The following is a 24572-nucleotide window of genomic DNA, read 5'->3' as shown; positions in this document are numbered from 1 at the left end:
GTTCTAGTATAGCACAACAAGTCAAATTTTTGAATAAATGTAATAAACAAAATGTCTAGGTTTTGCCATAATTTTGCACATATTGCAACCTTTTTGAGCATATGCTATACTTTCGCTCATTAAGGATATGCCCTCTAGTCGTCTTTTGGCCCCGTCCTTTCTACAACTGATCTAGCTGAACTGGATTAGGAGAGTAGCTACAATCAAGCATATCAGCGGGATCGCGCCTCTTCACTAACCCACGATGTAGAGGTTTCTATCGTATCCTGCATCCCCACCTAATAATGTAGTTCTAAGTCTGTAGTACTTCTTACAGTATTCGCTGTTCTAGATACGGAAAGGGGCAAGTCGCATGGGTTTCCTGCGTCTCGTCATTAAAACACTTCGCCTGGCGACAATGCGCCTGGGCATTGGTTGGATGTTTGCGCTCGTAACGTTTAACTTCAACCGAGTTGCGATTGCCGATCTCGGGGCCATCGCGGTCATTGTCACCTCGCTGATCGGGATGCACCACTTCATCTCGTTCTTCCAGGTCTACTGGGGGCGCTTTGCTGATCGTTATCCCATTTTCGGCTATCGCCGCACTCCCTATATCTTCATTAGCGGTGTTGGAGCTTCACTGATTTTTCTGTTTCTGCCCTATATTGCGGTGGGTCTTGGGGCACGGGAACTGGTTGCAACCGTTGAAGCATTCCTGTTGATGGCTATATTCGGTGTCTTTATGGCCATGAATGGAAGCGCGTCAAACTCGCTGGTTGCCGAAGTCACCACCCCGAAAGAGCGTGGCGGCGTCGTGGCCGTGATCTGGGCAGCGATCATCATCAGCGGCATTGTCTCGGCAGGTGTTTCGCGGGTGATTATGCCCGAATACTCACCTGAAGCTATGCGACAGCTCTACAACCTGACGCCAATCATTGCCGTCGTGACCATTCTGCTCGGGGTGGTCGGGATGGAGCGCCGCATCACCAAAGAAGAGCACGCGGCCCTGCTGGCTGCACAGCCGCAAGAGAGCACTTCGCCCCTGGGCACCTTCCGCGTGGCGCGTCAACTGATGGGCACCAATCCCCACGTACGGGCCTTCTTCTTCTTTGTCCTGCTGGCGATTATGGGCATCTTCCTCCAGGATGCGATCCTTGAACCATTTGGCGCGCAGGTCTTCGGCAAAACTCAGGCCGAGACGGCTGCCTACCAGCAGGCATGGGGGGCCGGAGCACTGCTCGGCATGTTTTCGATTGGCGTGCTCTCCTCGATCTTCCCCATCTCCAAAAAACTGATCGCCAGCCTGGGGGGGCTCGGCATTGCCGCCGCGTTGGCAACGATTGCGATGTCTTCGATTACCTATCAGCCTGGCCTGGTCTATCCGGCGCTGCTGGTCATGGGGGTTGGGATCGGCTTCTTCAACGTCGGTGCGCTCTCGATGATGATGGAAATGACGATCGAAGGGCAGACGGGCCTCTATATGGGGATCTGGGGTATGGCTCAGGGTCTGGGCAATGGGTTTGCCAACGTCTTTAGTGGCGGTCTCGTCACGGCGATGATTGGCACGGGCTTGTTCAGCCCAACCCTTGGGTACACCCTCATCTTTGGCTTCGAGGCCATCGTGATGGTCGTCGCCATTGGCATCCTGCGCAGTGTCAGTGTGCAAGAGTTCAAGGGCCTGACCAAGCAGGATATCGGAACGGTGCTGGCGATGGATACCGCGAGCTAGTCCGTTGAGCTAAAGGGAATGCCGCAGCGAGCAACTATACGCTCGCTGCGGAGAAGATTGTTATGGCGCTTGCGTTTAGTTTTGAGAATATAGCTTCGGTCTATGATGCGCAACGAGCCCATCCGCCCGAAGTAGCGGCACAGATCGGTCAGGCGATTGTGGGCCTGACCGGTTCGTGTGCGTCGCTGCTCGAACTGGGAGTAGGCACGGGGCGCATTGCGCTGCCGACGGCTCAGGCCGGTGGGTTGGTGGCTGGGTTGGATATTTCAGCCGAGATGTTGGCTCTGGCAGCCCAACGAGCCAAAGCTGCCGAGGTAGAACTTGCACTGATTTGTGGTGACGCCCAGCACTTGCCATTCCCGGATCAGAGCTTTGAGGCCGTGCTTGCGGTGCATGTGTTGCACCTCTTGCCCGATTGGCGTTCAGCCCTGAGTGAGATCGTGCGTGTCCTCAAACCAGGTGGGCTCTTTGTGCAAGGCAGCGATTGGCGAGACCCTGATTCGTGTGTCGGACGCCTGCGGACGCAACTGCGACTGGCCGCCATTGAGTTCATGCCTGGAAGCCGCCCACCGGGCGCAGGGGCGGCGCTTACGTCAGCGCTGGCTCGCGCTGGCGGTACGACGAGCGAACCTTTGGTAGCAGCCACGTGGGTAAGTTCCATCAGCCCAGCCGACGTCCTGGCTGGGATGGCGGCACGCTTTGATGCCGAGACATGGGTGCTCAGCGATACAATGCTCGCTGCCGTTATGGAGCGCGTGCATGCCTGGGCTGAAGCAACGTGGTCAGATCTGACCGAACCCGAAATGGTAGAACAACGGTTTATATTGAATGTTACGCGCATTGGCACCACTGAACCGGAAGTGATGCATAGCTAACCTGGTGATTGTTATGATGTATACTGAGGATCAATTACGCCGTCGTGAACGCTCACGCTGGACAAAAGTACAAATCATTCTGGCCCCGATCCAGTTTGTGGTCTTTTTGATCAGCTTTGCCCTAGTACTACGGTATCTTGCCACTGGCGAAGGATACTTGATTGCAACGATCAGTATCTGGATCAAAATTGCGCTGATCTGGGCGCTCACGATTACCGGAATGCTCTGGGAATATGATATGTTTGATCACTATTTCATGGCAAAAGAGTTTTTCTGGGAAGATGTCGGCAATCTGATTGCGATTATCACGCATAACCTCTACTTTGTGGCGCAATGGGTGGGAGCCGACTCGCGCACCGTGATGTGGGTAATGGTCTTTGCCTATATCACCTACCTCTTTAACGCGGTTCAATTTATCATACGAGGGGTAAATTCAGCTCGCCAACGCCGTTCGCTCCGCCAGGCAGCCTCACAAATGTAGGGTGCCTAGAGGCCTGATGATCTGCACCAGTTGCAGATACCTTTTTTCGACATTCGCTAGAAAGCGATGGCCCACATGCCGATCAAATCTCGCGCCGTAGTCATCCCTCGCCGCAATACCATTGAATTGCGCACGGTTCAAGTCCTTGAACCACAGGCGGGTGATGTGCTACTCCGCACTGCCTTTACCTCGATTAGCGCTGGAACCGAGCGAATGCTGCTTGATGGCCGGATGCCGCATCCCGCGCTGCTCTTTCCGGTAGTCCCCGGCTATGAAACGGTAGGCCAGGTCGTGAAGGTGGGGGCCAAAGCCCCTCAGGAATTGCTAGGGCAATGGGTATATGTTGGTGGTGCCCGCTGTTTCCGTGGCGTCAACCCGGCCTGGGGTGGGCAAAGCGAGTATATCAGTGCCGAGGCCGACCGCGTCGTGCCGCTGGGTTCGATTGACCCGGCGACCGGGGTGGTGCTCGCCCTTGCCGCGACTGCACTGCATGGACTCAATGTCGCCCAGATCCGTAAGACTGACCGCGTACTGGTGCTTGGTCAGGGGATCGTTGGGCAACTGGCCGCCCGCCTCGCTCGTATTCAGGGGGCACAGCATGTGGCGGTCGCCGACCGGGTGGGCGTACGTCTGGCTGTGGCCGAGGCGGATCAGGTCATTGATATTACCCGCGAGTCACTAGACGAAGCACTCGGCGAAGCCAATATCAATGTCATCATTGAGGCAACTGGCTCGATGCCTGCGCTTGTCGGGGCCCTGCCGCTGCTCGCTAACCATGGGCGCGTTCTGCTGCTCGGCTATTATGATCATATCAACATTCCGTATGCCCCGGTCTTTATGCGTGAGGCACAGATCCTGGTGGCCCGCGAATGGCAATTTGGGGCCGATGGTGACCTGCCCCGCGTGCGCGATATGATCGCCTCGGGCGATCTGCATGTCAGTGGCCTGCTGACCCACCGGGTGCCGCTTGATCGCATTCAGGCCGCCTATCGGCTCGCCCTTGAAGATCCGAGTTGTCTCAAAGTCGTCGTGGAATGGCCGCAGGACGAAGCAACGAGCGAGGTCTGACTCAAAGTTAGACGTGCAAAGAGAGGCGTTCATGCCTGCGAAAATGCGACAAAACGGAACGAACCATGCCCGGATGCTGGCCGTCTATGGCAAAGGTGGCATGGGCAAGTCCTTTTTCACGACAAATCTGGTGAGCAAACTAGCCCTGCTTGGCAATCGGGTGATGCAACTCGGCTGCGATCCCAAGCACGACAGTTGCAATGCCCTCTTTGGAGGGGTCAGCCTGCCAACGCTCGGTGATGTCTGGCGTGAGTTGAAAGAAGCTGGCCGGGAAGATCAGTTGCGCGCCGAGGATGTCATCTTTAAGACACGGGTAATGGATCAGGCGACTGTCTATGGCTGCGAAATTGGTGGCCCTGAGGTCGGACGCGGTTGTGGAGGGCGTGGCATTACCTTTGGCTTTGATCTGCTCGAAAAGTTCGGGATGAGCCAGTGGGCGCTTGATTATATTGTGATGGACTTCCTGGGTGATGTGGTCTGTGGAGGCTTTGCCACACCGCTCTCGCGGTCGCTAGCCGAAGAGGTGATCATCCTCTGTGGCAATGACCGCCAGAGCCTCTATGCGGCCAATAATATTGCGAGTGCGGCCCGCTATTTTGCCCAGATGGGAGGGCGCACGCGCCTGATCGGGTTGATTGTCAATCGGGATGACGGGAGTGGTGTCGCCGAACGCTTTGCCGAGCGGATTAATCTGCCGGTACTGGCAAGTATTCCACTTGACCGTGGCGTTCGCGAGCTCGCCGATGCATGCCAACTGGCCCTCACCGAACCACGTTTTGAGGTCATCTTTGACCGCCTGGCACGCCAGATTATGACCCGAAGCCTCCCCGAAGTCGCGATGGAAGATGTACATCCGCTTGAGTATGCCGAGTTTTTGAAGGTCTTCGGGGCCATCGAGCCCGATCTGGTGCCCGAAGGGGCGGGGGTCGAGGAACTGATGGGCGGGCGTGAGGCTAGGGTGATGCCGACCTTCGAGCTGGGCTTGATGCAACAAGCGGTTGGCGATCAACCTGAACTTGATCCGGCGACACACCGGGTCGTCGGCAGGTTACTCACCGACCTTGGCATGTATGTGACCGAAGCCAATCACGATCCGAAAAAGGGCATGACCCTCACGATTGATGGCAATACAACCATTTGCTTTGGCAACGAGGATGAACTTGAGAGCAAGCTGGCGATCCTGATCGCTTTGCAACGCTCAGGGGAACCCTACCGTTATGTTGACCTGAGAAGACCGGCAAGCCCGTTGTATCGTTAAACGAAGGATGGCACGATGAAGCTAGAAACCCCTTCAAAAGTAGCCCTGACCGAGTATGTGTTGGCACCCTGGCACTTGCGCGTGCGCTGGTGGGCAAGCGCGATCTTCTGGAGTTGGTGCAATAGTTTTGAAGCGCAACAAGTAACGTCACCAGAACAAGCTAATCCACTGTGGCGTCGGTAAGATAGCTCATTGTAACGGGTTATATGGCACCCTGGTGATGAAGCATACTTGCAGCAATATGGTACAATAGACAAGAAGGATCGTCCTTCGGAAGCTCATCAGCTACAGTTCCATGGTGCCATTCTTCGCGTCAAACCGTACGCGACAAATGATAGGAGTAGGGGTATGCCAGCAGGTCTTGGTGAGGCCACGCAAATGATTGGCCCGATCACCCCGGCGCTCATGTGCTGGGCAAGTTTGATTATTACGGTGCTTGCACTCGGTTTGACGTTTTTCTGGACCAATATCACGGCCTTTGCGCGACGTGAGCGCAATGGTCAGCGTGTTCCTACTGCCGGTTCGGTGGTGAAACGCTCCGAACGGTAATGTCGTTTCGGTAACGTGTGTGACGCGAAGTGTAAGGTGTGCTCGCTACATGTTGCACTTCGCATTTCAATGAGGTGAAAACTGTGCCCACGGCTACTGAGCCTGAGCTTCCTCAGACGCTGTCTAATGGTGCTGTCCCCCCGTCTTCTGCACCTGTTCCTCCGTACCCGTTCGCTGCAATTGTTGGTCAGGCCGAGCTCAAACTGGCTCTGCTGCTTTGTGTTGTGAATCCAACGATTGGCGGGGTGATGGTGATGGGCCATCGCGGTACCGCCAAGTCGACGGCCGTGCGCGCCCTGGCGGCGATGTTGCCACCGATCAAGGCTGTGCCTGGTTGCCCATATTCATGTTCGCCTGATCGTACGGCTGGGCTATGTGAACGCTGTACGACGCATAATGAGCCTGGAGGAAAGAAGGCGGCGCGGCATCCGTCAGCTGTGACCATTGCCGTACCAGTGGTCGATCTACCATTGGGCGCGACTGAAGACCGCGTCTGTGGTACGCTTGATATTGAACGCGCCCTGACGCAGGGTGTGCAGGCGTTTGCCCCAGGGTTGTTGGCCCGCGCCAATCGTGGCTTCCTCTACATTGACGAAGTGAACCTGCTTGAGGATCACTTGGTTGACGTATTGCTCGATGTAGCGGCCAGTGGTACCAATGTGGTTGAGCGTGAAGGCATCAGCATCCGTCACCCGGCACGTTTTGTCCTGGTAGGTAGCGGCAACCCTGAAGAAGGCGATCTGCGACCGCAGTTGCTTGATCGCTTTGGCTTGCACGCCCGGATCACAACGATCACGAGTGTCGACGATCGCGTCGAAATTGTGAAGCGCCGTCGCGCCTATGATACCGATCCGTTTACCTTTGTCGACGAGTGGGCGAAAGAAACGTCCAAGTTGCAACGCAAGATCAAAAGCGCCCAGAAACGGTTGCCTGAGGTCACGTTGCCTGACCCAACACTCTACAAGATCGCTGAACTCTGTGTGAAGCTCGAAATTGATGGGCATCGCGGTGAGTTGACGTTGAGCCGGGCTGCCAGTTCACTGGCGGCATTTGAGGGTCATAACGAAGTGCGCATGGAGGATGTCCGGCGCATTGCCAATCTTGCGCTGCGCCATCGCCTCCGCAAAGACCCCCTCGAAACCCAGGACGACGCGGTTCGCATTGAACGTGCAGTCGAAGAGGTGCTGACGTAATTGACGCTTGCAGCAGACAGACCATCGGCAGCGCCGGCTCAGGCGCTGCCTGTTGAGTATGGGCCTGAGCGGTCGTCTGTGCCTGCTCCAGGTTTGCGTAAGGTGAACGCTATGCCTCTGGTTACGATTCCCCAGTGTGGTATGCCCTTCTCGGCTCTCGTCGGACTTGATGCTGCACGGCAGGCGCTGCTCCTCCTCGCAGTCGATCCCGGTCTTGGTGGAGCGGTGATTGCCGCCGGGGTTGGCACAGGCAAAAGCACGCTGGTACGTGCCTTTGCGCAGTTGATTGATGAGCAGATTTTTGTGGAACTACCCGTCGGGGTGACGGAAGATCGTTTGCTGGGTGGCCTCGATCTCGAGGCAACGCTTGCCCGGGGCGAACGGGTGCATCGTAGTGGGGTGCTTGCCCGTGCTCACGGTGGCCTGCTCTATGCCGATGGGGTGAATCTGCTTGACGATAGCACGATTAACCATCTGCTCGCTGCGCTCGATAGCGGAGTGGTGCGCGTAGAACGCGAAGGCTTGAGTGTGGTTGAGCCTTCACGATTTGCGTTGCTTGCGACTTATGATCCTGATGAAGGCCCGCCCCGGCGTCACCTGATGGATCGCATTGGCTTGATTGCCGCCCCGATCTCCAAGGCCCCTGCACCCGCCCGCGCCGAGGTCGTGCGCCGTAATCTCACGCTTGACCGCGAACGCCTGGTGAAGCTGAAACGGTCAAAGAAGACTCCGGTGCTCCCTGAAGGCCTGAGCGGTGATTTCGAAGATGAAGATGCGCTCTTGCAGGCAATGGTGCTGGCGGCACGCGAAGCGCTGAAAGAAGTCACGATCGAAGAGGCGCAAGTTACGCAACTGATTCAGGCCGCGCTGGCGCTCGGCGTCGAAGGCCATCGGGCTGATATTTTTGCGACCCGGGTGGCGCTGGCCTCGGCAGCACTTGCTGGACGTGAAAAGGTCGCTGATGAGGATCTTGAGCGCGCTGTGCGTTTTGTGCTGCTGCCACGTGCAACCCGTACCCCTCAGATGGAGGCACCACCGCCGCCGCCTGAAGAGCCCCCGCCATCCGAAGAGCCCCCGCCACCTTCGCAGAGCGAAGAGAATAACGAAGATGAAGAAGAGAAGCCCCCTCCCCCACCGGAAGAATTGACGGTGGAGGATCTGATCCTGGCGGCCCTCGATAGCGAAATCCCCCCTGATGTGCTAGAGACACCCTTTACGGTGCGCCGCAACGGGCGTAGTGGGTCACGCGGGACAACCTCGGGATTGCGTGGGCGGCATATTCGCTCGATCCCCGGACTTCCCTCACAGGGGCGGCTGGATGTTGTGGCGACGCTGCGCGCTGCGGCACCATGGCAACGCGTGCGCCACGAAGAAGCGAGTCAACGACCACGCGCCGAGGTACACAAACGCCATATTCGGCTCAAAGCCGACGATCTCCATATCAAGAAATATCGCAGCAAAGCGGGGACGCTCTTCTGCTTTCTGGTTGATGCCAGTGGATCGATGGCGCTGCACCGGATGCGCCAGGCAAAAGGGGCTGTTAATGCGCTGTTGCAGCAGGCGTATGTGCATCGTGATCAGGTCGCGCTGCTGGCATTTCGTGGGGAAGAGGCCGAATTGCTCTTGCCACCGTCGCAGAGTGTCGAACTGGCGAAACGTGCCCTTGATGTGCTGCCCACAGGCGGCGGAACACCCCTGGCGGCGGCGTTGCTCGCGGCCTATCAGGTTGCTGAACAGGCCCGTGCACGGGGCATTCATCGAACCACCATGGTGATTATTACCGATGGGCGGCCCAATGTGCCCTTACGCCCCGACCCGAGCCACGATAAGCAGACCCGGCTGGAAGTTGCGCGCCGGGAAGTCCAGACCCTAAGTGCGCGTTTGCACGCAGCCGGGATCGGTGCCGTCGTGATTGACACCCAACGAAGCTTTGTTAGTCGAGGCGAAGCGCAACAACTGGCAGCCTGGCTGGGTGGACGTTATGTCTATCTACCGCAAGGTCGTGGTGAACAGATCGCCCAGGCTGTGCTCGATGCCAGCACGGAAAGTTGAGCGGTGGTGTCCATCTATGCTCGTCTACATTGCTTACCCCACCAGTCTGACGTTGCAGTCGGCCAATGCGTTGCAAACGTATACCACCCTGCGTGAACTTCGGGTTCGTCAACCTGACACGCTGGCATTGATCCCGCGCTGGGGGCGCGAAGCGAGTCGGTTTGAGGAGGTAGGTGCCGTGCATCTGCCACGCCCGGCGATTGGCAAGCTCTCACGCCTCTACAAATCAACGTTGCTCTACTACCTTGAGCACACAGCCTTTGCGTTCATGACAGCGGCACTGATCGCACCACGACGGCACGAGGTTGAAGCGGTCTATGTGCGGCAGGTGATCTGTGCCGCCTGGTGGGCAGGCGTGCTGGGGCCTTGCCTGGGGATACCAGTCATCTACGAGGCACACGACCTGGAGACGAAGAATCCGTCGCGGGCACGCGAACCGTGGGCCGAGGGACTTTTGCACCTGATTGATCGTATAGCACTGACGAAATCTTCGGCGGTTGTGTCGCTGACCGACGATTTTCGGCAGTTGCTGGCAACGCTTGGCTGGCGCAACCTGGACGAGGTGTTTGTCGTTCCCGACGCCTATGACGAGCAGGTTTTTACCCAAGGAAATCGGCAGGAAGCCCGGCAAACCCTGGGGTTCCCCGCCGAAGCACCGATCATCGCTTATGCAGGTATGACGTTCGCGCATCGGTGGCTTGAGGGTCTGCTGGCCGCGTGCGCGGAACTGCGGCAACAATGCCCGGATCTCGTGCTCATTCTGGCAGGCGGGCGCGATCACGAACGCGAGGCTTTGCGCAAGCAGGCCTATGATCTTGGTTTTGGTGATGGTGGGCAACAGCAAGGACAGGGCGTCTGCCTGCTCATCCCGCCACGGCCCCAGGCCGAGATTGTCACCTACCTGCAGGCAGCCGATGTTCTGGCGATACCAGACACCGTAACGGACATTACCGCCTCGCCACTGAAACTCTTTGAATATCTTGCCCTGGGGCAGCCGCTTGTGCTGCCCATCTTGCCTGCCTTGCAAGAGATTGTGCCGCTGCACCTGAGTCACACCTTTGCCCGACGCGATCAAGCAGGTCTGACGAAGGCCCTGGCGGACGCGCTGGCACGGGCACCGGATAGGAGGCGGGCGATGGCACGCCGGGTGATCGCGACCGAACACACCTATGGCAAACGCGCCGAACGTATTCTCGCGGTTGTGCAGCGCATCAAGGGCAACGAGTGCTGATTTGACGCAATGTGCTAAAAGCGTGTACCATACGTCATGGAGAGGCAGAATTGGTTGCCTCTCCATGCAGACGTTTGCGAGTTTGCAGGAGAGCAGATACCTGCAAGCCACCAGGAGTCACGTATGATCACCATTATCATCTGGGCGGGCGTCGGTCTGGTTGTCCTCGGTGTGGGGGGAGGCATTGCCACCACTGCCACAACCGCTTTTATTCCGGCCCTGTTTGGGCTGGTTCTGATCGTTCTAGGGTGGCTGGCACGCAATCCAGCGCGCACCAGGCTAATGACGCTCATCGCGTTGGGTATCGCAGCCCTGGGTACCATTGCGGCGCTCGCCAATGTTGGGCGTCTGGCTGGTGCAGGCGGGGTCGGGCTGAATGCTGCGACCTTCTCGAACCTCATCATGGCCTTCTTCAGCGTGCTACCGCTTGGCTTCTGGGCCGTGGAGCGGATGACAGGCATGAAGTTGTTGGAGGATTAGCGGGAAACCGATGGCGGTACGAAAAAAGGCCAGCGACGCTGGCCTTTTTCGTGCCGTCAAACGCCACCTAAACTGTCCCGAGGCGATAGTTGCGGCGGGCCAACAACGCAAGGATCGCGCCTGTCACGGCAATCAGAGCGAGCAGGACACCGAGTAAACCGGCAATATCAGCGAGACGCGCATTGTGCTGAACGATCTCGATGACCGGTTGCACAAGATAATAGGTTGGGAAGATGCGTGCGATCCACTGTGGAATGTCGGGAAAGAGCGCAATCAAGGCAGGAGCATACAAAAGCAAACCGATGGCCTTGATCGTGGCAAAGAGAGAATTGATATCCTTGACAAGCGCCCCCATCACGATCCCCAGTTCAGCGGAGAAGATCGCCCCCAAGAGCAAGACCCCCGCGACAAGCCCAGTGCGCTCGTTGAGGGCTCCATTCAGCGCGAGCACAACCAGTGCCATCACGGTACTCAAACCGACGCCAAGCAAGCCCTTGGCAAGGTACACATCAGCGGTCGTCGCAGGCGTAATCGCCAACGCCGTCAGCGTCCGGTGCTGTTTTTCGCTGACCAGCGATGAAGCAGGGAGCATCATTGCCCCAAAGACGACGCTCATCAGGATGAGCAAGGGCAAGATGCGATCTTGCCAAGGCAGGGCGACGGTATCGCCAAGCATCGTGGTCGTCAAGGTGACAGGCAGTTCCTGGCCCGCGATCTGGCGCGTCCAGGCGACAAGAGCGGTACCGAGCAGGGCGCGATCCCTCAGCAGACTCTCGCCCCAGACATAGGCGACCATCGTCGTTGGTTGACCAGCAGCAAGTTGGGCATCAAAAGCTGCTGGTATAACCACACCCATGTCAACAGCCCCCCGACGAGTTGCCTCCTCGAGTGCAACCTGCGTAGCAAAGCTTGTCAACCGGATGGAAGTCATCGCAGCGGCCGCTTGGCTCAACTGCGAGGAACCCTCATCAACGATACCAAGGCGAGGCTTGCCACTAAAGAGCGTCCCAAAGAGCAGCGCAAGGACGAGGCTGAGAACAAGAGGAACCACCACAGCAAAGATAAAAATGATATTCTTTGGGCCCTGCACCATTTCACGGTAAAGCAGCACGCCCACACGATAGAGACTCATCGGAATCTCCTTTGCAGCGTCATCGTACCAAGGGTCATCAGGACCGCCGCATACGCCAGCAAGACTAGCAGATTGACACCAACCTCACGCCAGCCGGCCTGAAAATTAAGGGTACGAAAGAGCGTATCGACCAGATAATGCGACGGAATCAGCCGCATCCAGTTTGAGGCAAGACCGGGGATCAGAAGGCTCAGCGTCGGCAAGGCGAGCAAGAGCATCGCGAGAATGCCCCAACCCATCACCGACATCAAATCGCGCCCGACCGAAGCGATCAAGAACGCCACCCCGGTCACCATGGCCGCCCCAGCGAGGAGCGCGAGCAAATTCAACAGGGGCTGAGCCGCAAGGCCACCGGTAAGCAGCAAGAGCAGAGCAGCCTGCGCAAAAGCAAAGAGCGACCCAAAGATGCCTTTCGCAAAAAAGAGCCCGCGCATCGTCAAGGGGGTCACCAACAACGCCCGGATGGTACCAGCCTCAACTTCACTCGCAATCAGACTGGCGAGACCGAGGCTTTCAACCATCAAGACAAACACCACCAGCAGCGGCAGCATGCGCTGGCGAGGGGCAATCTGTGCCCCAGCCATATCAGGCCCAAGCACCGTCTCGGTGACCTCAATTGGCAATTCCTGCCCAAGAATGAGAAAGACAAACTCTTGCACCGCCACCTCGTAGATAGACACAAACTCGGGTGGAACATCGGGGGCAAGGAAGAGGGTCACCTGAGGTTGCGTACCAGCCTGCAACTGAGCAGCGAGATCATCAGGAAAAACAAAGCCAACGGGAAGATCACCGGCAAGGATGGCAGCCTGTAACTCTTCTGAGGTAGCAAAACGAGCGATGCGCACCTCATCAGCATTGCTCAACTCAGCCTCAAGCGCAGGAGGAGCCTCGGCGAGCACCAAGCCGAGCGCAAGCGTCTCATCAACCGTTTTGGGGAGAAGAAAGTAGAGGCCCGTAAATGCCACCAGTGACAAAACGGTCACAAGGGCAAAGAAGCGATTGGCAAAATAGCCCTTGAAATCCTTGGCAATGAGCGCGGTCAGCATCATCGTTGTCATGACGCAAGCCCCCGGCCAGTAATGCGAATGAAGATATCTTCGAGGGTCGCCTCGGCGCTATGCAAGGTGACGACCTGCTCACCCTGGAGCAAGGCAGCAACCTCGGCGGGTGTATCAGCGCGATCGAGCATAATCTCACGGCGCTGCAGGCTACCATCGGGGGCGAGCACCTCGACATACACCATACGCTCGCCATACTGCTGCTTGAGCGTATGCGGCGTATCGAGAGCGACGATGGTACCGCGATCAAGGAAGGCAACCCGATCACAGAGCATGTCGGCCTCGTGCATATCGTGGGTGGTCAGAAAAACCGTCGCCCCGCGGGCCTGTTCCTCACGGATCACATTGCGAATCGCCTGCGCCGACGTTGGATCAAGACCCTCGGTTGGTTCATCGAGAAAGAGCACATCAGGTTGATTGACGAGTGCTCGTGCAACCATCAGGCGCTGCTTCATCCCTTTGGAATAGCCTTCAACCTTATCTTTGCCGCGGCCATCGAGGCCAACCCGACGCAACAGCGCATCGGCATCAAAACTGCGTACCCCGAAGAGGCGGGCAAAGAGATGCAGATTTTCGGCACCGCTCATCGTCTCGTAGAGATTCGTCAACTCGAAACAGACCCCGATCCGCGCTTGCACCCGTTTGGGATGACGGGCAACATCGATGCCCAGGATCGTCATCTGGCCTGACTGGGGAAGCAGTTGACCAGTGAGCATCTTCACCGTTGTCGATTTGCCAGCACCATTGGGGCCAAGGAACCCAAAGATCTCTCCGGAAGCAACCTGGAAACTGATTTGGTCAACAGCGAGCAACGAGCCATAACGATAGACCAACTTCTCGGCAATAATTGAAGGAATAGGCATAAGAAGCCTCGTAGGGAAAAGGGAAAAGGGAAAAGGGAAAGATGAAAGATGAAAGATGAAAAGGGAAAGGGAAAGGGAAAGGGAAAGGGAAAGGGGAGAGTAGGATGAGAACATCAAGGATGCAATGTGTGTCGGTGTACGGTTGAGTAACTGGGAACCTTATCTAAATTACCTTGATTGTACGTCGGGTGTCAATACTTTTCAAGTACGCCGTTTGCGGGGTAGGGCGATGGGAGAAACGTCCGTCGTCGTAATGGTTTTTAAGCATTACATCAGGTCGTGCCGACTTCAGGCGACCTCAGACCTGCCGGGTGTGCGCCGGGAGGATCGTTCCGGTACCCCCAGGATCCCTGTGGCGCACGCCTAGCAGTTCTCTGAAAGGCCTTCCGCCACCGGGATGTGGCACGACGATGCGGCCCGTAAACCGGGCTCCATCCGAGGCAGCAGGGGGTTTACTCCCTCTAGTGAAACCCTTTGAAGGCCTACGGCCTCCAAGCCCTCTCGCTTGTGCTGGCGCAAGCGAGAGGGCTTGGAGGTGGCATAAGGATTTAATGGCGTATGAGGGGCAGGTAGACCCGCGACAAGGGCGTGAGTGGTGTGGCGGTCGGTGTCGTACTGGGCATAGTCGTTATGGTAGCAGTGCCGGTGGGCGTTGCCGTCCCTGTGCCGGTGGGCGTTGCCGTCCCTGTGCCGGTGGGCGTTGCCGTCCCTGTGCCGGTGGGCGTTGCCGTCCCTGTGCCGGTGGGCGTTGCCGTCCCTGTGCCGGTGGGCGTTGCCGTCCCCGTGCCGGTACCTGTGGGTGACGGCGTTGCTGTAGGTGACGGTGTAGCAGTGGCTGTTGCGGTCGGCGGAGCAGGGGTAGCCGTCGGATTATTGGAGGTAAGAGCAGCAAGGGCCGCATCAAGTTGAATGCGCGGCTTGATGATGGTGGAAAAACCAGAGCGTTCAGCAACAATTGGTTTGCCGGTAGTTTGCAACGTATCCAACAGCGACGCAACGCTTGCGGCGGGGGCGGCCTGCTTCAAGACCGCCCAGGCCCCAGCGACATGAGGTGCCGCCATCGAGGTGCCCGAATACCAGGCATAGGAACTATCTGGGACGGACGAGAGGGTAAAATAGCCTGGAGCAAGCAAGCTCAGAAACGAGGCACTATTCGAGAAATTCGCCACCTGATCAACTGGCAGGCCCGAGGAACTGGTCGTCGTTGCACCAACGCTGATAGCCGTCGAGATACAGGCCGGAAATGAGATTGCGTCACTATAGCTTGTATTGCCCGAAGCAACGACGGTCGCAATGCCAGCACTGCGCAACGAGTCGATAATTTGCTTCATCGGATCATTATCACACGTCGTCTCGTAGCGACCACCACCGAGACTCATATTCACAGCGGCCAGCGCATAGGTTGTCCGTAGGCCATAGACATGTTCAAGCGCCGCCATAAGATCGCTTGACCAGGCCGTGACACAATATGAAGAGTCACACGCAACGCGGGAAAAGACCTGAATGGCAATCAGACCTGCCTCAGGGGCGACCCCGGCGACCGTCTGGGGCACGCCACCGATCGTGAGGCTGATCGGCTTACCGGCAACAATGCCAGCCACGTGCGTACCATGCCCACACCCCGTAATGGAAGAATCGCACGCCTGACCTGAGCCAGGCTGCGTTGAGGAACTGACCCCACCCGGACAGAGGCTCGTCGTTGTGGAGTTCGTGGAAGAGAAACACGCTTCGGCCACAACCTGGCCCGCCAGAAAAGGATGCGTTGTCTGGACACCCGTGTCGAGCACAGCGACAACTTGCCCAGCACCAGTAAAGCCTTGCGCCCAAGCCGTCGTTGCGCCGATCAGTGCGGTACTCTCGTAGAGGGTAGCTTGCAGCATCAGATCAGGCTGGAGGCGCACCACCTCGGGGGAGGCAGCGAGCACCTCGAGTGCGGCAGCATCAACGTCGAGGGCCATAGCCGGGGTCAGAGTATAGCGATGGCGGACAGTGGCAACGTGCCCGGCAAGCCGCGACTGGACGGCATCCTGCGCCTGTTCAATGCGGCGGCGCTGGTCAGCGACGTCAGCCGATGTGGGCAAGACCCCCTCGGCAACCGTGGGCACCGCAAGCGTCACGATAACCTGCACGCTGCCTTCCGCCTGGGCGGCTCTGCTCAATTCAACGAGATGATTGACAACGTCAGGATCGCGCTGTGGGGCAACATAGGCGGCATGTGAACCAGACTGCTCAGCAAAGCGGGCCTGGGCAGCATCACCAGCGGGAAACCGAGCAAGCGTGAGCAGCAGAAGCACAAAGAGAACCAGCGCAAGCACGGCGTAGCGGCGACGTCGGGGCGACGGCGGTTCCGATGAAATATTTGGCATCAAGCCCCCCAGGTACGCGGCACAAAGATCCGCTTAAAGATTTCGAGGGCATAGCGATCAGTCATGCCCGCGATATAATCCACGACGGCCCGTTCGATCGGTTCATCGCGTTCCCGATTAATGCGTAGCAAATCAGGGGGAAGTTGTTCTGGATATTTGACAAAGTAGGCATAGAGAGTCTCGATCACAAAGCGAACTTTCTCATCATCAGCCTTCGCCTTGCGGTTCAAATAGACCTCGCGATACATAAACTCGCGCAGCCGGTTGGTGGCCTCGAGAATGGGAGCGCTCATCGCGATCAAGGGCGGATCGGGGGGCGTTCCTTCACCGGTGGCCCACCAGTTATGGGCAATCAGGTCACCAACCATCGTATTGAGGCGTTCGCCGTGAGTATGACCAAGGATCTCGAGCAGATCGGCGGGCAAATCCTCTTTATGTAAAACACCAGCGCGGAGGGCATCATCAATATCGTGGTTGATATAGGCGACGCTATCACAGATCTTAATGATCTGCCCCTCTAGGGTATGGGCGGTACCCCAGGCTGTCATCATGATATCACGGCGCGCCTTGGAGTGGAGATAAATACCCTCGCGAACATCATAGGTGAGATTGAGGCCACGGCCATCGCGTTCGAGCACCTCAATGATCCGACGGGACTGTTCATTATGGCGGAAGTGGTCGGGGAAGATCCGGGTCAGGGCCGTCTCACCGGCGTGACCAAATGGAGCATGGCCGAGATCGTGACCCAGACCAATCGCCTCGGTCAGATCCTCATTGAGATGCAAGGCCCGTGCGACCGTCCGCGAGACCTGCGTCACCTCGAGGGTATGGGTCAGGCGGGTACGATAGTGGTCACCAAGGGGCGCAATGAAGACCTGGGTTTTATGTTTCAAACGGCGGAACGGCTTCGAATGCAAGATACGATCGCGATCACGTTGAAACGCCGGACGAATTGGGCATGGAGGTTCAGGATGTTCACGCACCGCCTCGGCGCTGAAAGCCGCCAAAGGCGAAAGCGTCCGGCGTTCAAGTTCTTCTTGATACTCACGTACACGTGCAGAGACCATACGGCTTCCATTCTGGTGGCACGCGATGCTCGTTGCGCTGGCACCTCGTGCCAGCAGAGCAAGCCTTGCGATGAGGGTAGTTTTTCGTGCAGTCCTTCCGTTATTATTTTACCTCACTACGCAACCAAATCTTTTCTCAAAAATGATCATTCCGGTGCTAGAATAGTGGTGCAGGCGGAGCAACCGCCACATCTGATACCTCTCTCTCACCTCCTCTATGGTCAAAGCGGCCTGTGCTGTCCCCCAGCACAGGCCGCTTTCGTTATGACGCTTCTGCGAGCGCGGGGGTTCTATGTGTTCGAGGGCGAGACGCCCTCGCTTCCATGCTTGCGAGCGAAGCGATTTGGAGCCCCCGATACCCAGCACTCGCATAGCTTGTGCGTCAGATCATGTTTCGACCACAACGGTATGCAGGCCCACAATATGGCCTGTTGATGAGATTCCCAGGAGAAAAACATCGGCCTGATAGCCACCGATGCGACAGGCGACCGGATTGGCAAGACGCTGCCGAAAGACCTCGCGCAACGTCGCAAAGCGGGCCGCCTGGGCAAGTTGCTCCGGCGACATCCATGGCTCGGCACGCGCCGGGGCCGCCAGGAAGGCATCGGCGTCAAGCAGGCGCATCGGGGCACCATCGGCAAGGGCGAGGCAAACCTGCGAGGGGGCCAGACCGAAGTATGCAGGAGGGGCAAAAGGATCGAGGGGCGCATCAATTTCACTGGGATAGAGCAAGCCTTCGGCGGCCTGGGCAAGCGCAGCAAGATCAGGATTCGGATAGGGACTGCGGATCAACGGGAGAAAGGCCTGACTGGGGGCAGAACTGGGACGAGCACCGACTGACGGATACGCAAAAGCAAGCGTACAGGTCAACACAACAACCAACCATCCAAGAACACGCATAACAACCTCGCTGTGGTATAACGCCTGGACGAACCTGAAGGAAGAACCAGGCCAAAGTGAGGCAATGAGGCGGCCAAAGCGAAGAGAGGCTGCGCACACTGCATCTACAAGATAGACCGTCGAGAGGCGGCAAAGGATACGCTGATCAAGCGCTTGTGAGGGTATGCGTTGTGTGGTATGCTGGCGTTTCCAAACTTCTGGATTGAGGGTCGCCGCTGTTAATGTAGTTGCTGTTTGAGACAACCCCGATCATCCCTATGCAGATTCCAATTGATGATGCTGAAGCTTTGTTGGCGTTGCTGCGTCTGCTGCACACGCAGATTCGTGATGCAGTGGTGGCGGCCTGCGAGCAGTCGGCGGTGGAAGAACTGGCTGGCGTAGCCGAAGATGAGCAGGCCGGCGATACGATCTATGCGATTGACCGGGTGAGTGAGGCGCTGCTCGTGGATTTTTTTGGCGAGCATGTGGCCCCACGCTGGCCGCTGGTCTTGCTCGCCGAGGGCTTGCCGCCCGAGGGTATCACGCTGCCAACAGGGTTGCCCCCCGACAAGGCCGTGATCCGTGTGCTTGTTGATCCGATTGATGGAACCCGAGGCTTGATGTACCAGAAGCGCCCAGCCTGGGTACTGACGGGGGTGGCCCCCAACTATGGCCCAGCAACCCGCCTGCGTGACATTGTGCTGGCTGTGCAGACCGAGATTCCCCTGGTCAAGCAGCATCTCTGCGATACACTCTGGGCGACGGCTGGCGGGCCGCTTCATGCTGAGCGCCTCAATCGGCTGACTGGTGAGCGATGGCCGATCACGCTGCGTCCGTCGCGGGCCACAACGATAGCCCATGGCTTTGCAATGATCAGTCGTTTCTTTCCGGGGGCACGGGAAGAGCTCGCGGCCATTGATGAAGCGATGGTACGGGCGGTGCTTGGGCCACCCGAGCGGGGCAAGGCCCGCTGCTTTGAGGATCAGTATATCTGCTCAGCGGGCCAGTTCTACGAGTTGATCGCCGGGCACGACCGATTTGTCGCTGACTTGCGCCCACTGCTTGACCAGTATATGGCCGCACGCGGCGAAGCCCTCGGGATCTGTTGCCATCCGTACGATCTCTGTACGGCGCTGCTGGCCGAACGAGCCGGGGTGCTGCTCACCGATGAGGATGGCAACCCGTTCGATGCCCCGTTCACGGTTGATGCTGACGTGGGCTGGATTGGGTATGCGAATGCAGCCATTCGGAGTCAGATCGAGCCTGTGCTCCTGGCTGAGTTACGCCAGCGGTTGAAATCAGGGAGTGCCGAACGTGCCACATGAGTTTGAGCGTTTTCTGCAGCTTGTGCAGGCGGAACGAGATTTTTTTTGGCATGCCGAGGGTTCTGTCTATGCGAGTCGTGGGCCGGGTTGGGTTGATCTGGTTGGCGGCGCGGCTTTTGATGGCGGCACACTCGCGCTAGGCTGGCCACTTGGAACCGGGACATTTGTGGCTGTGCAACCGCAGAGCGAACCCGTTATCGAGGTACGTATCCTGCCTGACCCGCACGCAACTGGGGAGGTTCACACTCGCTCACGACCACGCAGAAGAGACAAGGAACTCGCTCCTCTTGCCAACGTTGCGTCATACAGGCTGCTGTGCCATCAATTGGCGTCCCTCGATGGTACACCATCCAGTTATGGTGAAGGGAGAAAGATGCTGAGCGAATTCCCGGCGATGGTGCAGATCGTCGGTGGGATCTGGCTCGCCCTGATGCGTGAAGAGTTTGTGCGTTTTCCTGGCGGGGTACGGGTGCTGGTACAGCCGCATACCGGCCCTGGCGAAATGGTCGGCCTCGGAGCGGCCATGGCTCAGGCCCTTGTCGCGGCGTTTCAGATACAGCTTGCCCCGCGTGAACTGGGTCTGCTGGTTCAGACGGCACTGCATCGGCTCAGTGGCGCGAATCCGGGCGTGCTTGGGCCACTCGTCAGTGTTTGTAGCCACGCTGGGTCGCTGCTGCTCGTGCATCAACAACCAGCCTGGCTCTGGGGCGAATTGCATCTCCCACCGGGCACCGCATTGTGGGCGGTGGAGATCGAAGATGGAGCACCGATGGAATCCCAGCATCAATTGCAGGTGGCAACGGCGATGGCGTATCATCTCGTCGCTGAGGTGACCGAGACAGCGCCAACCGACGCGAACAGCTACTGGCGCGGGTATCTGAGCAACCTGGGAACGGCGCGCTATGAAGCACGGATACGGGCTGCGTTGCCGGTGAGTCTGAGTGGAGCCGCTTTCCTGGAACGTGCAGACGTACCTGCGGGCATATCCATCGATCCAGCCGTCTTCTATCCAGTGCGCGCGGCCGCAGCGCTCGCCGTTGAAGAGCATCTGCGCGCACGCATGATCGCGGCGTTGCTACGGGCGGCGGCAAGCAAGGCACAACGCGACGAGGATCTGCATCTCGCTGGCGAATTGCTGGCGCGCTCACACGGCGGCCAGCGTGCCGCAGGCTTGGGCGATCCGCGGGCCGACCGGCTCGTCGAAGTCATTGCGCTCGACGGGGGCGGCCTCGGTCTCTATGGAGCACGGGCAACCGCAGCAGCATCGGGGGCAAGCCTGGTCGTGCTGGGCCATAGCGATGCCGAGGCTGCACTAGAAACCCTGGTTGAGAAGGTTGCCCAAGAGTCGGGATTGCATATGCGAGTGACGGGCGGCACGTCATCGGGAGCACACGCAACCGGCGTACGCGAGGTGTGATAGCATGCAAGATCTGCAACGGGATTTTGTGTGAGGTAAAGAGATGATGCCACGCTTGATGGTCATCCTGCTGATGAGTCTAGTGATCACTGGATGCAGCAACCAGCGAGTGGATCAGCCAGAGACCACGGGCCTAGCGATCATCGAGGCAACGCTAACGCCAACGATGATCATGATGACACCGAGCCCCATCGGGACACCAACGCCAACAGCACGTGAACTGATGGCAACCACCCAGGCTGAAGAAGCCCGGATCGAGGCAACCACCCTTGCGGCGCAGCGGCAAGAGGTTGCGCAACAGGTCTTTCGTGACGATTTTGTTGATAATCGCAACGCATGGTTTACTGGCGTATTCAATGAGATTGAAACGAATACCATTGAGGACGGCTTTTTCAAAATAGGCTGGACAGCCTCAGGAGCATCGTACGAACTCTTTGAAGTGCGCGAGCTCAATAATTTCATTGCCGAACTGGACTGTCGCATTCACGAGGGTGATCGCAAGGGAAGCTGTAGCCTCGTTTTTGGGCATCAGGGTGAGTTGGGGTTTTACAAATACGAACTGTTCGAGGATTACTACCGGCTCTTTATCATTCAGAGCAATGGTGAACCAGGGATCCTGGCCGAAGGCGATCCGTCATCGGTGATCAACGCACCTGGGGAACTCAACCAGTTACGCGTCATCCGTGAAGGCAACCTCATCCAAATTGAACTGAACAACGTCATGCTTGCCAGGATCAAGGACAACTCCTACCCTGGCGGCAAAGTTGGCGTCTCAACCAACTCGTACAGCGATGAAGACAAGGTCGAAGTCTGGTTGGATCGTTTTGCGATCTGGAGCTTGCCAGAGTAAGTCTAGGTTCCTTGGCTAGAAGGCCACCGTAACTGGCCTTCTAGCCAAGGAACCATGATTAACCTTACAACACGACGCCAATGGCCCGCTGAATATCTTCTTCCTCCTCGATCTTCGCCAACACCTCAACTGAGGCCGGCTCATCGAGGGTCAACACCATCATCGCCTGCTCGCGGGGCGCAAGACGACCAACATACATACCCGAGATATTGACGTCACTGGTACCAAGCAAGGTACCGACGCGGCCGATCATACCGGGGCGATCGCGGTGATAGGTAAAGAGCAGCGGACCGTGGGGCACAAAATCAACAAAATAGCCATCAGCCTGAATGATATGTGATTCACCACGTAAGACACTGCCACTGAAACAATGGAGATTATCTGCCGTCTGGACGTTAACAACCAGCAGGCCGGTATAGCTCTGCGCATCAGGATCGGTGCGCTCGGTGAGACGCACGCCACGTTCGCGAGCGATGAGCGGCGCATTAACAGGCGTAATGCGCATGGGGCTATTGGCTTCGAGCAGACCTTGCAGCACCGCGAGACGCACCGGGTGGGTATCAACTTCAGCCAGTTCACCGCGAAATTCGAGGTCATAGCTGCGCACCGGATCAACAATCATCTGGGAAATCAGGCGCCCGAGTTGACGACCAAGGGTCATATAGGGCTGCAAGACACCCCACGACTCAGGGGCCACAAACGGCGCATTGACAGCGTAGCGGGGCGTTTCGCCGCCAAGCGCAGCCGCAACACCCTCGGCGACCTCGCTTCCAGCAGAGATCTGGGCTTCGGCGGTTGACGCACCAATATGGGGCACCGTAATAATCTTGGGATGATGGGTCACCAGCGCATCAGGCGCGGGCGGCTCTTGGCTAAACACATCAAGCGCAGCAGCGGTCAACTGACCACTATCAAGCGCTTCCATCAAAGCTGCCTCATCAACAATGCCACCACGGCTGGCATTGATCAAACACGCCCCACGCTTCATGCGCGCAATGCGGCTGGCATCAAAGAGATTGCGCGTTCCCTCAACGAGAGGAATATGCAACGAAACAACATCACTCCGGGCCAGCAGATCGTCCATCGAAACCAACTCGACCCCGATCTGCTCAGCGCGGTCAAGCGAGACCACCGGATCATAGGCAAGGATCGTCATCTCGAGGGCACGGGCACGGATGGCGACTTCAGAACCGATCCGCCCGAGGCCAACGAGGCCAAGCGTCTTGCCCCGAACTTCCCACCCGACGAACTTCGTCCGCTCCCATTTGCCACTCTGGAGTGAAGCGTGAGCCTGCGGAATCGAGCGGGCAAGGCTGATGAGCAAACCTATCGCAAGTTCGGCCACGGCGACATTATTAGAGGCAGGCGCATTGACCACAATAATGCCATTGCGGGTAGCCGCCTCAACATCAATGTTATCGACACCGGTTCCAGCACGCCCGATCACCTTCAACTGCTTGCCTGCCGCAATGACCTCGGCGGTCACTTTGGTGGCCGAACGCACGACCAGCGCGTCATACTCGGCAACCTGCGCAAGCAGTGCAGCCTTATCAAGATCGAGCTTAACATCAACCTCGCCCGCCCGCCTGAGAACGTCGAGGCCCTCAGCCGCAATCTTCTCTGTGACAAGAATCCGATCCATGAAAGCATTCTCCAGCTATAGACATCAGCCAACACAAAAGAGGCCGATGCGCCAATCAGCCCACGCTTTATCATACCAGGGCGAGTTTCAAGCACGGTGCGTGCCACGCCGTCATGCCTGATGCAAAGCCAGATCTATCGTCCGCAGATGACGCAGATTATAGGTTCCGCATCTGAGTAATCTGCGAACACTATCTAACCCTACTGGAACTTTGCTCATGCCCTGGCCACGCCTGCAACGTGCCCAGGGCTAGCCCTGGGCACGTTGCAGGCGCTGTTCAAGCTCTTCGCAGATCGCGTGAAGGAGCAGACCGTGGACTTCCTGGATGCGGGCGCTGTTGGCACTCGGCACCACGAGGCTATGATCGGCGAGGTTCAGTGCCAGACCACCATCTTTGCCAAGCAGGGCAAACGTGATGAGTCCGGACTCACGGGCCGCACGTAGCGCGGCCAGAAGATTGGGCGAGCCACCAGAGGTACTGAAGATAACCAGCAGATCGCCGGGCCGGCCAAGCGCCTGGATCTGACGGGCAAAGACCTGTTCGTAGCCAAAATCATTGGCGATGCAGGTCAACGCACCAACATCGGTATTGAGGCAGATCCCGGCGAGCGGGCGGCGATCGCTCCGATAGCGCCCGACCAGTTCCTCGGCAAGATGGATCGCATCAGCGGCACTGCCGCCATTGCCACAAGTAAAAAGCGTCTGCCCGGCCAGCACCGCCTCGGCAATGCGATCAACGAGCGCATCGACCGCCGCTGACTGCGCGGCAAGGCGCTGGAGCACGGCAACGAGTTCATCGCATTGATCAGTAAAAGAGCTATGCATCACAAGAGTAACCATACTATATGGCGGCAAACCGTTTGGCATTGTAGCATAGGTTCCTGGCATGCGTCATCCTGAGGAGGCTGTCAGCGAGGTTTTCTGACATTCCTGGGAGCGCAACACCGGATACAACAAGACGCGCTATCAGGGCACCCGCAAGGGGTGCCCCTACCGTCCGGGGGCCGAACCCGGTGTACGGGCACCCCTTGCGGGTGCCCTGGCGGGGCGCATGAATGAAAGATGCAATTGCCCTGCC

The 24572-nt window shown here is 57.9% G+C and carries 22 protein-coding genes; 14 read left to right on the top strand and 8 right to left on the bottom strand.

Annotated features, from left to right (window positions below; genetic code table 11):
- Positions 1-352: 352 nt before the first annotated feature.
- From EKD05_RS02195 to EKD05_RS02150, 11 genes are all read left to right on the top strand, one after another.
- The gene (locus EKD05_RS02195; RefSeq protein WP_129670674.1) at positions 353-1708 is read left to right on the top strand and encodes a BCD family MFS transporter; all 1356 of its coding nucleotides are present in this window, start codon (positions 353-355) and stop codon (positions 1706-1708) included.
- Between the two features lie 62 nt (positions 1709-1770).
- Positions 1771-2583 carry a class I SAM-dependent methyltransferase gene (locus EKD05_RS02190; protein ID WP_129670673.1) on the top strand — a complete coding sequence of 271 codons (813 nt, stop codon included), beginning with the start codon at positions 1771-1773 and terminating at the stop codon, positions 2581-2583.
- 13 nt (positions 2584-2596) lie between these two features.
- On the top strand, positions 2597-3064 hold the full coding sequence (bchF, locus tag EKD05_RS02185) for a 2-vinyl bacteriochlorophyllide hydratase (RefSeq protein ID WP_240695582.1): 468 nt from the start codon (positions 2597-2599) through the stop codon (positions 3062-3064).
- 75 nt (positions 3065-3139) lie between these two features.
- A complete protein-coding gene (locus EKD05_RS02180; RefSeq protein WP_129670672.1) occupies positions 3140-4132 on the top strand; it encodes a zinc-binding dehydrogenase in 993 nt (330 codons plus the stop codon).
- Between the two features lie 31 nt (positions 4133-4163).
- On the top strand, positions 4164-5390 hold the full coding sequence (locus EKD05_RS02175) for a chlorophyllide a reductase iron protein subunit X (RefSeq protein ID WP_165360544.1): 1227 nt from the start codon (positions 4164-4166) through the stop codon (positions 5388-5390).
- A gap of 15 nt (positions 5391-5405) precedes the next feature.
- Complete coding sequence (locus EKD05_RS25620) at positions 5406-5573, top strand: hypothetical protein (protein ID WP_165360543.1); 168 nt, start codon at positions 5406-5408, stop codon at positions 5571-5573.
- A gap of 165 nt (positions 5574-5738) precedes the next feature.
- Entirely contained in the window at positions 5739-5939 is a 201-nt protein-coding gene (locus EKD05_RS02170; RefSeq protein WP_129670671.1) for a hypothetical protein, read from the top strand.
- 119 nt (positions 5940-6058) lie between these two features.
- Positions 6059-7132, top strand: a complete 1074-nt coding sequence (bchI, locus tag EKD05_RS02165; RefSeq protein ID WP_370374867.1) for a magnesium chelatase ATPase subunit I — start codon at positions 6059-6061, stop codon at positions 7130-7132.
- A 111-nt stretch (positions 7133-7243) separates the two neighbouring features.
- The gene (bchD, locus tag EKD05_RS02160; RefSeq protein WP_129670669.1) at positions 7244-9184 is read left to right on the top strand and encodes a magnesium chelatase ATPase subunit D; all 1941 of its coding nucleotides are present in this window, start codon (positions 7244-7246) and stop codon (positions 9182-9184) included.
- 16 nt (positions 9185-9200) lie between these two features.
- A complete protein-coding gene (locus EKD05_RS02155) occupies positions 9201-10415 on the top strand; it encodes a glycosyltransferase (RefSeq protein WP_129670668.1) in 1215 nt (404 codons plus the stop codon).
- A 123-nt stretch (positions 10416-10538) separates the two neighbouring features.
- A complete protein-coding gene (locus EKD05_RS02150; RefSeq protein ID WP_097651525.1) occupies positions 10539-10895 on the top strand; it encodes a hypothetical protein in 357 nt (118 codons plus the stop codon).
- Between the two features lie 67 nt (positions 10896-10962).
- Here EKD05_RS02150 and EKD05_RS02145 read toward each other — a convergent pair whose 3' ends face one another.
- From EKD05_RS02145 to EKD05_RS02120, 6 genes are all read right to left on the bottom strand, one after another.
- On the bottom strand, positions 10963-12027 hold the full coding sequence (locus tag EKD05_RS02145) for an ABC transporter permease (RefSeq protein WP_129670667.1): 1065 nt from the start codon (positions 12025-12027) through the stop codon (positions 10963-10965).
- Positions 12024-13085, bottom strand: coding sequence for an ABC transporter permease (locus tag EKD05_RS02140; RefSeq protein WP_129670666.1), 1062 nt, complete (start codon positions 13083-13085; stop codon positions 12024-12026). The genes EKD05_RS02145 and EKD05_RS02140 overlap by 4 nt, the downstream gene beginning before the upstream one ends.
- Positions 13082-13948: an ABC transporter ATP-binding protein gene (locus tag EKD05_RS02135; protein ID WP_129670665.1), complete on the bottom strand. Its 867-nt coding sequence runs from the start codon at positions 13946-13948 to the stop codon at positions 13082-13084. The genes EKD05_RS02140 and EKD05_RS02135 overlap by 4 nt, the downstream gene beginning before the upstream one ends.
- 548 nt (positions 13949-14496) lie before the next feature.
- Complete coding sequence (locus EKD05_RS02130; protein WP_129670664.1) at positions 14497-16314, bottom strand: S8 family serine peptidase; 1818 nt, start codon at positions 16312-16314, stop codon at positions 14497-14499.
- Positions 16314-17381 (bottom strand): deoxyguanosinetriphosphate triphosphohydrolase, encoded by a 1068-nt coding sequence (locus EKD05_RS02125; protein ID WP_129670663.1) that lies wholly within the window; start codon positions 17379-17381, stop codon positions 16314-16316. The genes EKD05_RS02130 and EKD05_RS02125 overlap by 1 nt, the downstream gene beginning before the upstream one ends.
- Positions 17382-17768: 387 nt before the next feature.
- Entirely contained in the window at positions 17769-18281 is a 513-nt protein-coding gene (locus EKD05_RS02120) for a nuclease A inhibitor family protein (protein WP_129670662.1), read from the bottom strand.
- A 257-nt stretch (positions 18282-18538) separates the two neighbouring features.
- Here EKD05_RS02120 and EKD05_RS02115 point away from each other — a divergent pair, with 257 nt between their 5' ends.
- Genes EKD05_RS02115 through EKD05_RS02105 form a run of 3 tightly spaced genes read left to right on the top strand, consistent with a single transcriptional unit; the run spans position 18539 to position 21852 of the window.
- The gene (locus tag EKD05_RS02115) at positions 18539-19585 is read left to right on the top strand and encodes an inositol monophosphatase (RefSeq protein WP_240695581.1); all 1047 of its coding nucleotides are present in this window, start codon (positions 18539-18541) and stop codon (positions 19583-19585) included.
- Positions 19575-21002, top strand: coding sequence for a hypothetical protein (locus tag EKD05_RS02110; protein ID WP_129670661.1), 1428 nt, complete (start codon positions 19575-19577; stop codon positions 21000-21002). The genes EKD05_RS02115 and EKD05_RS02110 overlap by 11 nt, the downstream gene beginning before the upstream one ends.
- 43 nt (positions 21003-21045) lie before the next feature.
- Positions 21046-21852, top strand: coding sequence for a hypothetical protein (locus EKD05_RS02105; RefSeq protein ID WP_129670660.1), 807 nt, complete (start codon positions 21046-21048; stop codon positions 21850-21852).
- A 64-nt stretch (positions 21853-21916) separates the two neighbouring features.
- Here EKD05_RS02105 and serA read toward each other — a convergent pair whose 3' ends face one another.
- Together serA and EKD05_RS02095 are read right to left on the bottom strand one after the other, a co-directional pair.
- Positions 21917-23494 carry a phosphoglycerate dehydrogenase gene (serA, locus tag EKD05_RS02100; RefSeq protein ID WP_129670659.1) on the bottom strand — a complete coding sequence of 526 codons (1578 nt, stop codon included), beginning with the start codon at positions 23492-23494 and terminating at the stop codon, positions 21917-21919.
- A 249-nt stretch (positions 23495-23743) separates the two neighbouring features.
- Positions 23744-24319 carry an SIS domain-containing protein gene (locus EKD05_RS02095; RefSeq protein WP_129670658.1) on the bottom strand — a complete coding sequence of 192 codons (576 nt, stop codon included), beginning with the start codon at positions 24317-24319 and terminating at the stop codon, positions 23744-23746.
- Between the last annotated feature and the right edge of the window lie 253 nt (positions 24320-24572).

The organism is Candidatus Chloroploca sp. Khr17 (assembly GCF_004138165.1).
GTDB lineage: Bacteria > Chloroflexota > Chloroflexia > Chloroflexales > Chloroflexaceae > Chloroploca.
This window is presented reverse-complemented; position numbering and strand designations above follow the sequence as displayed.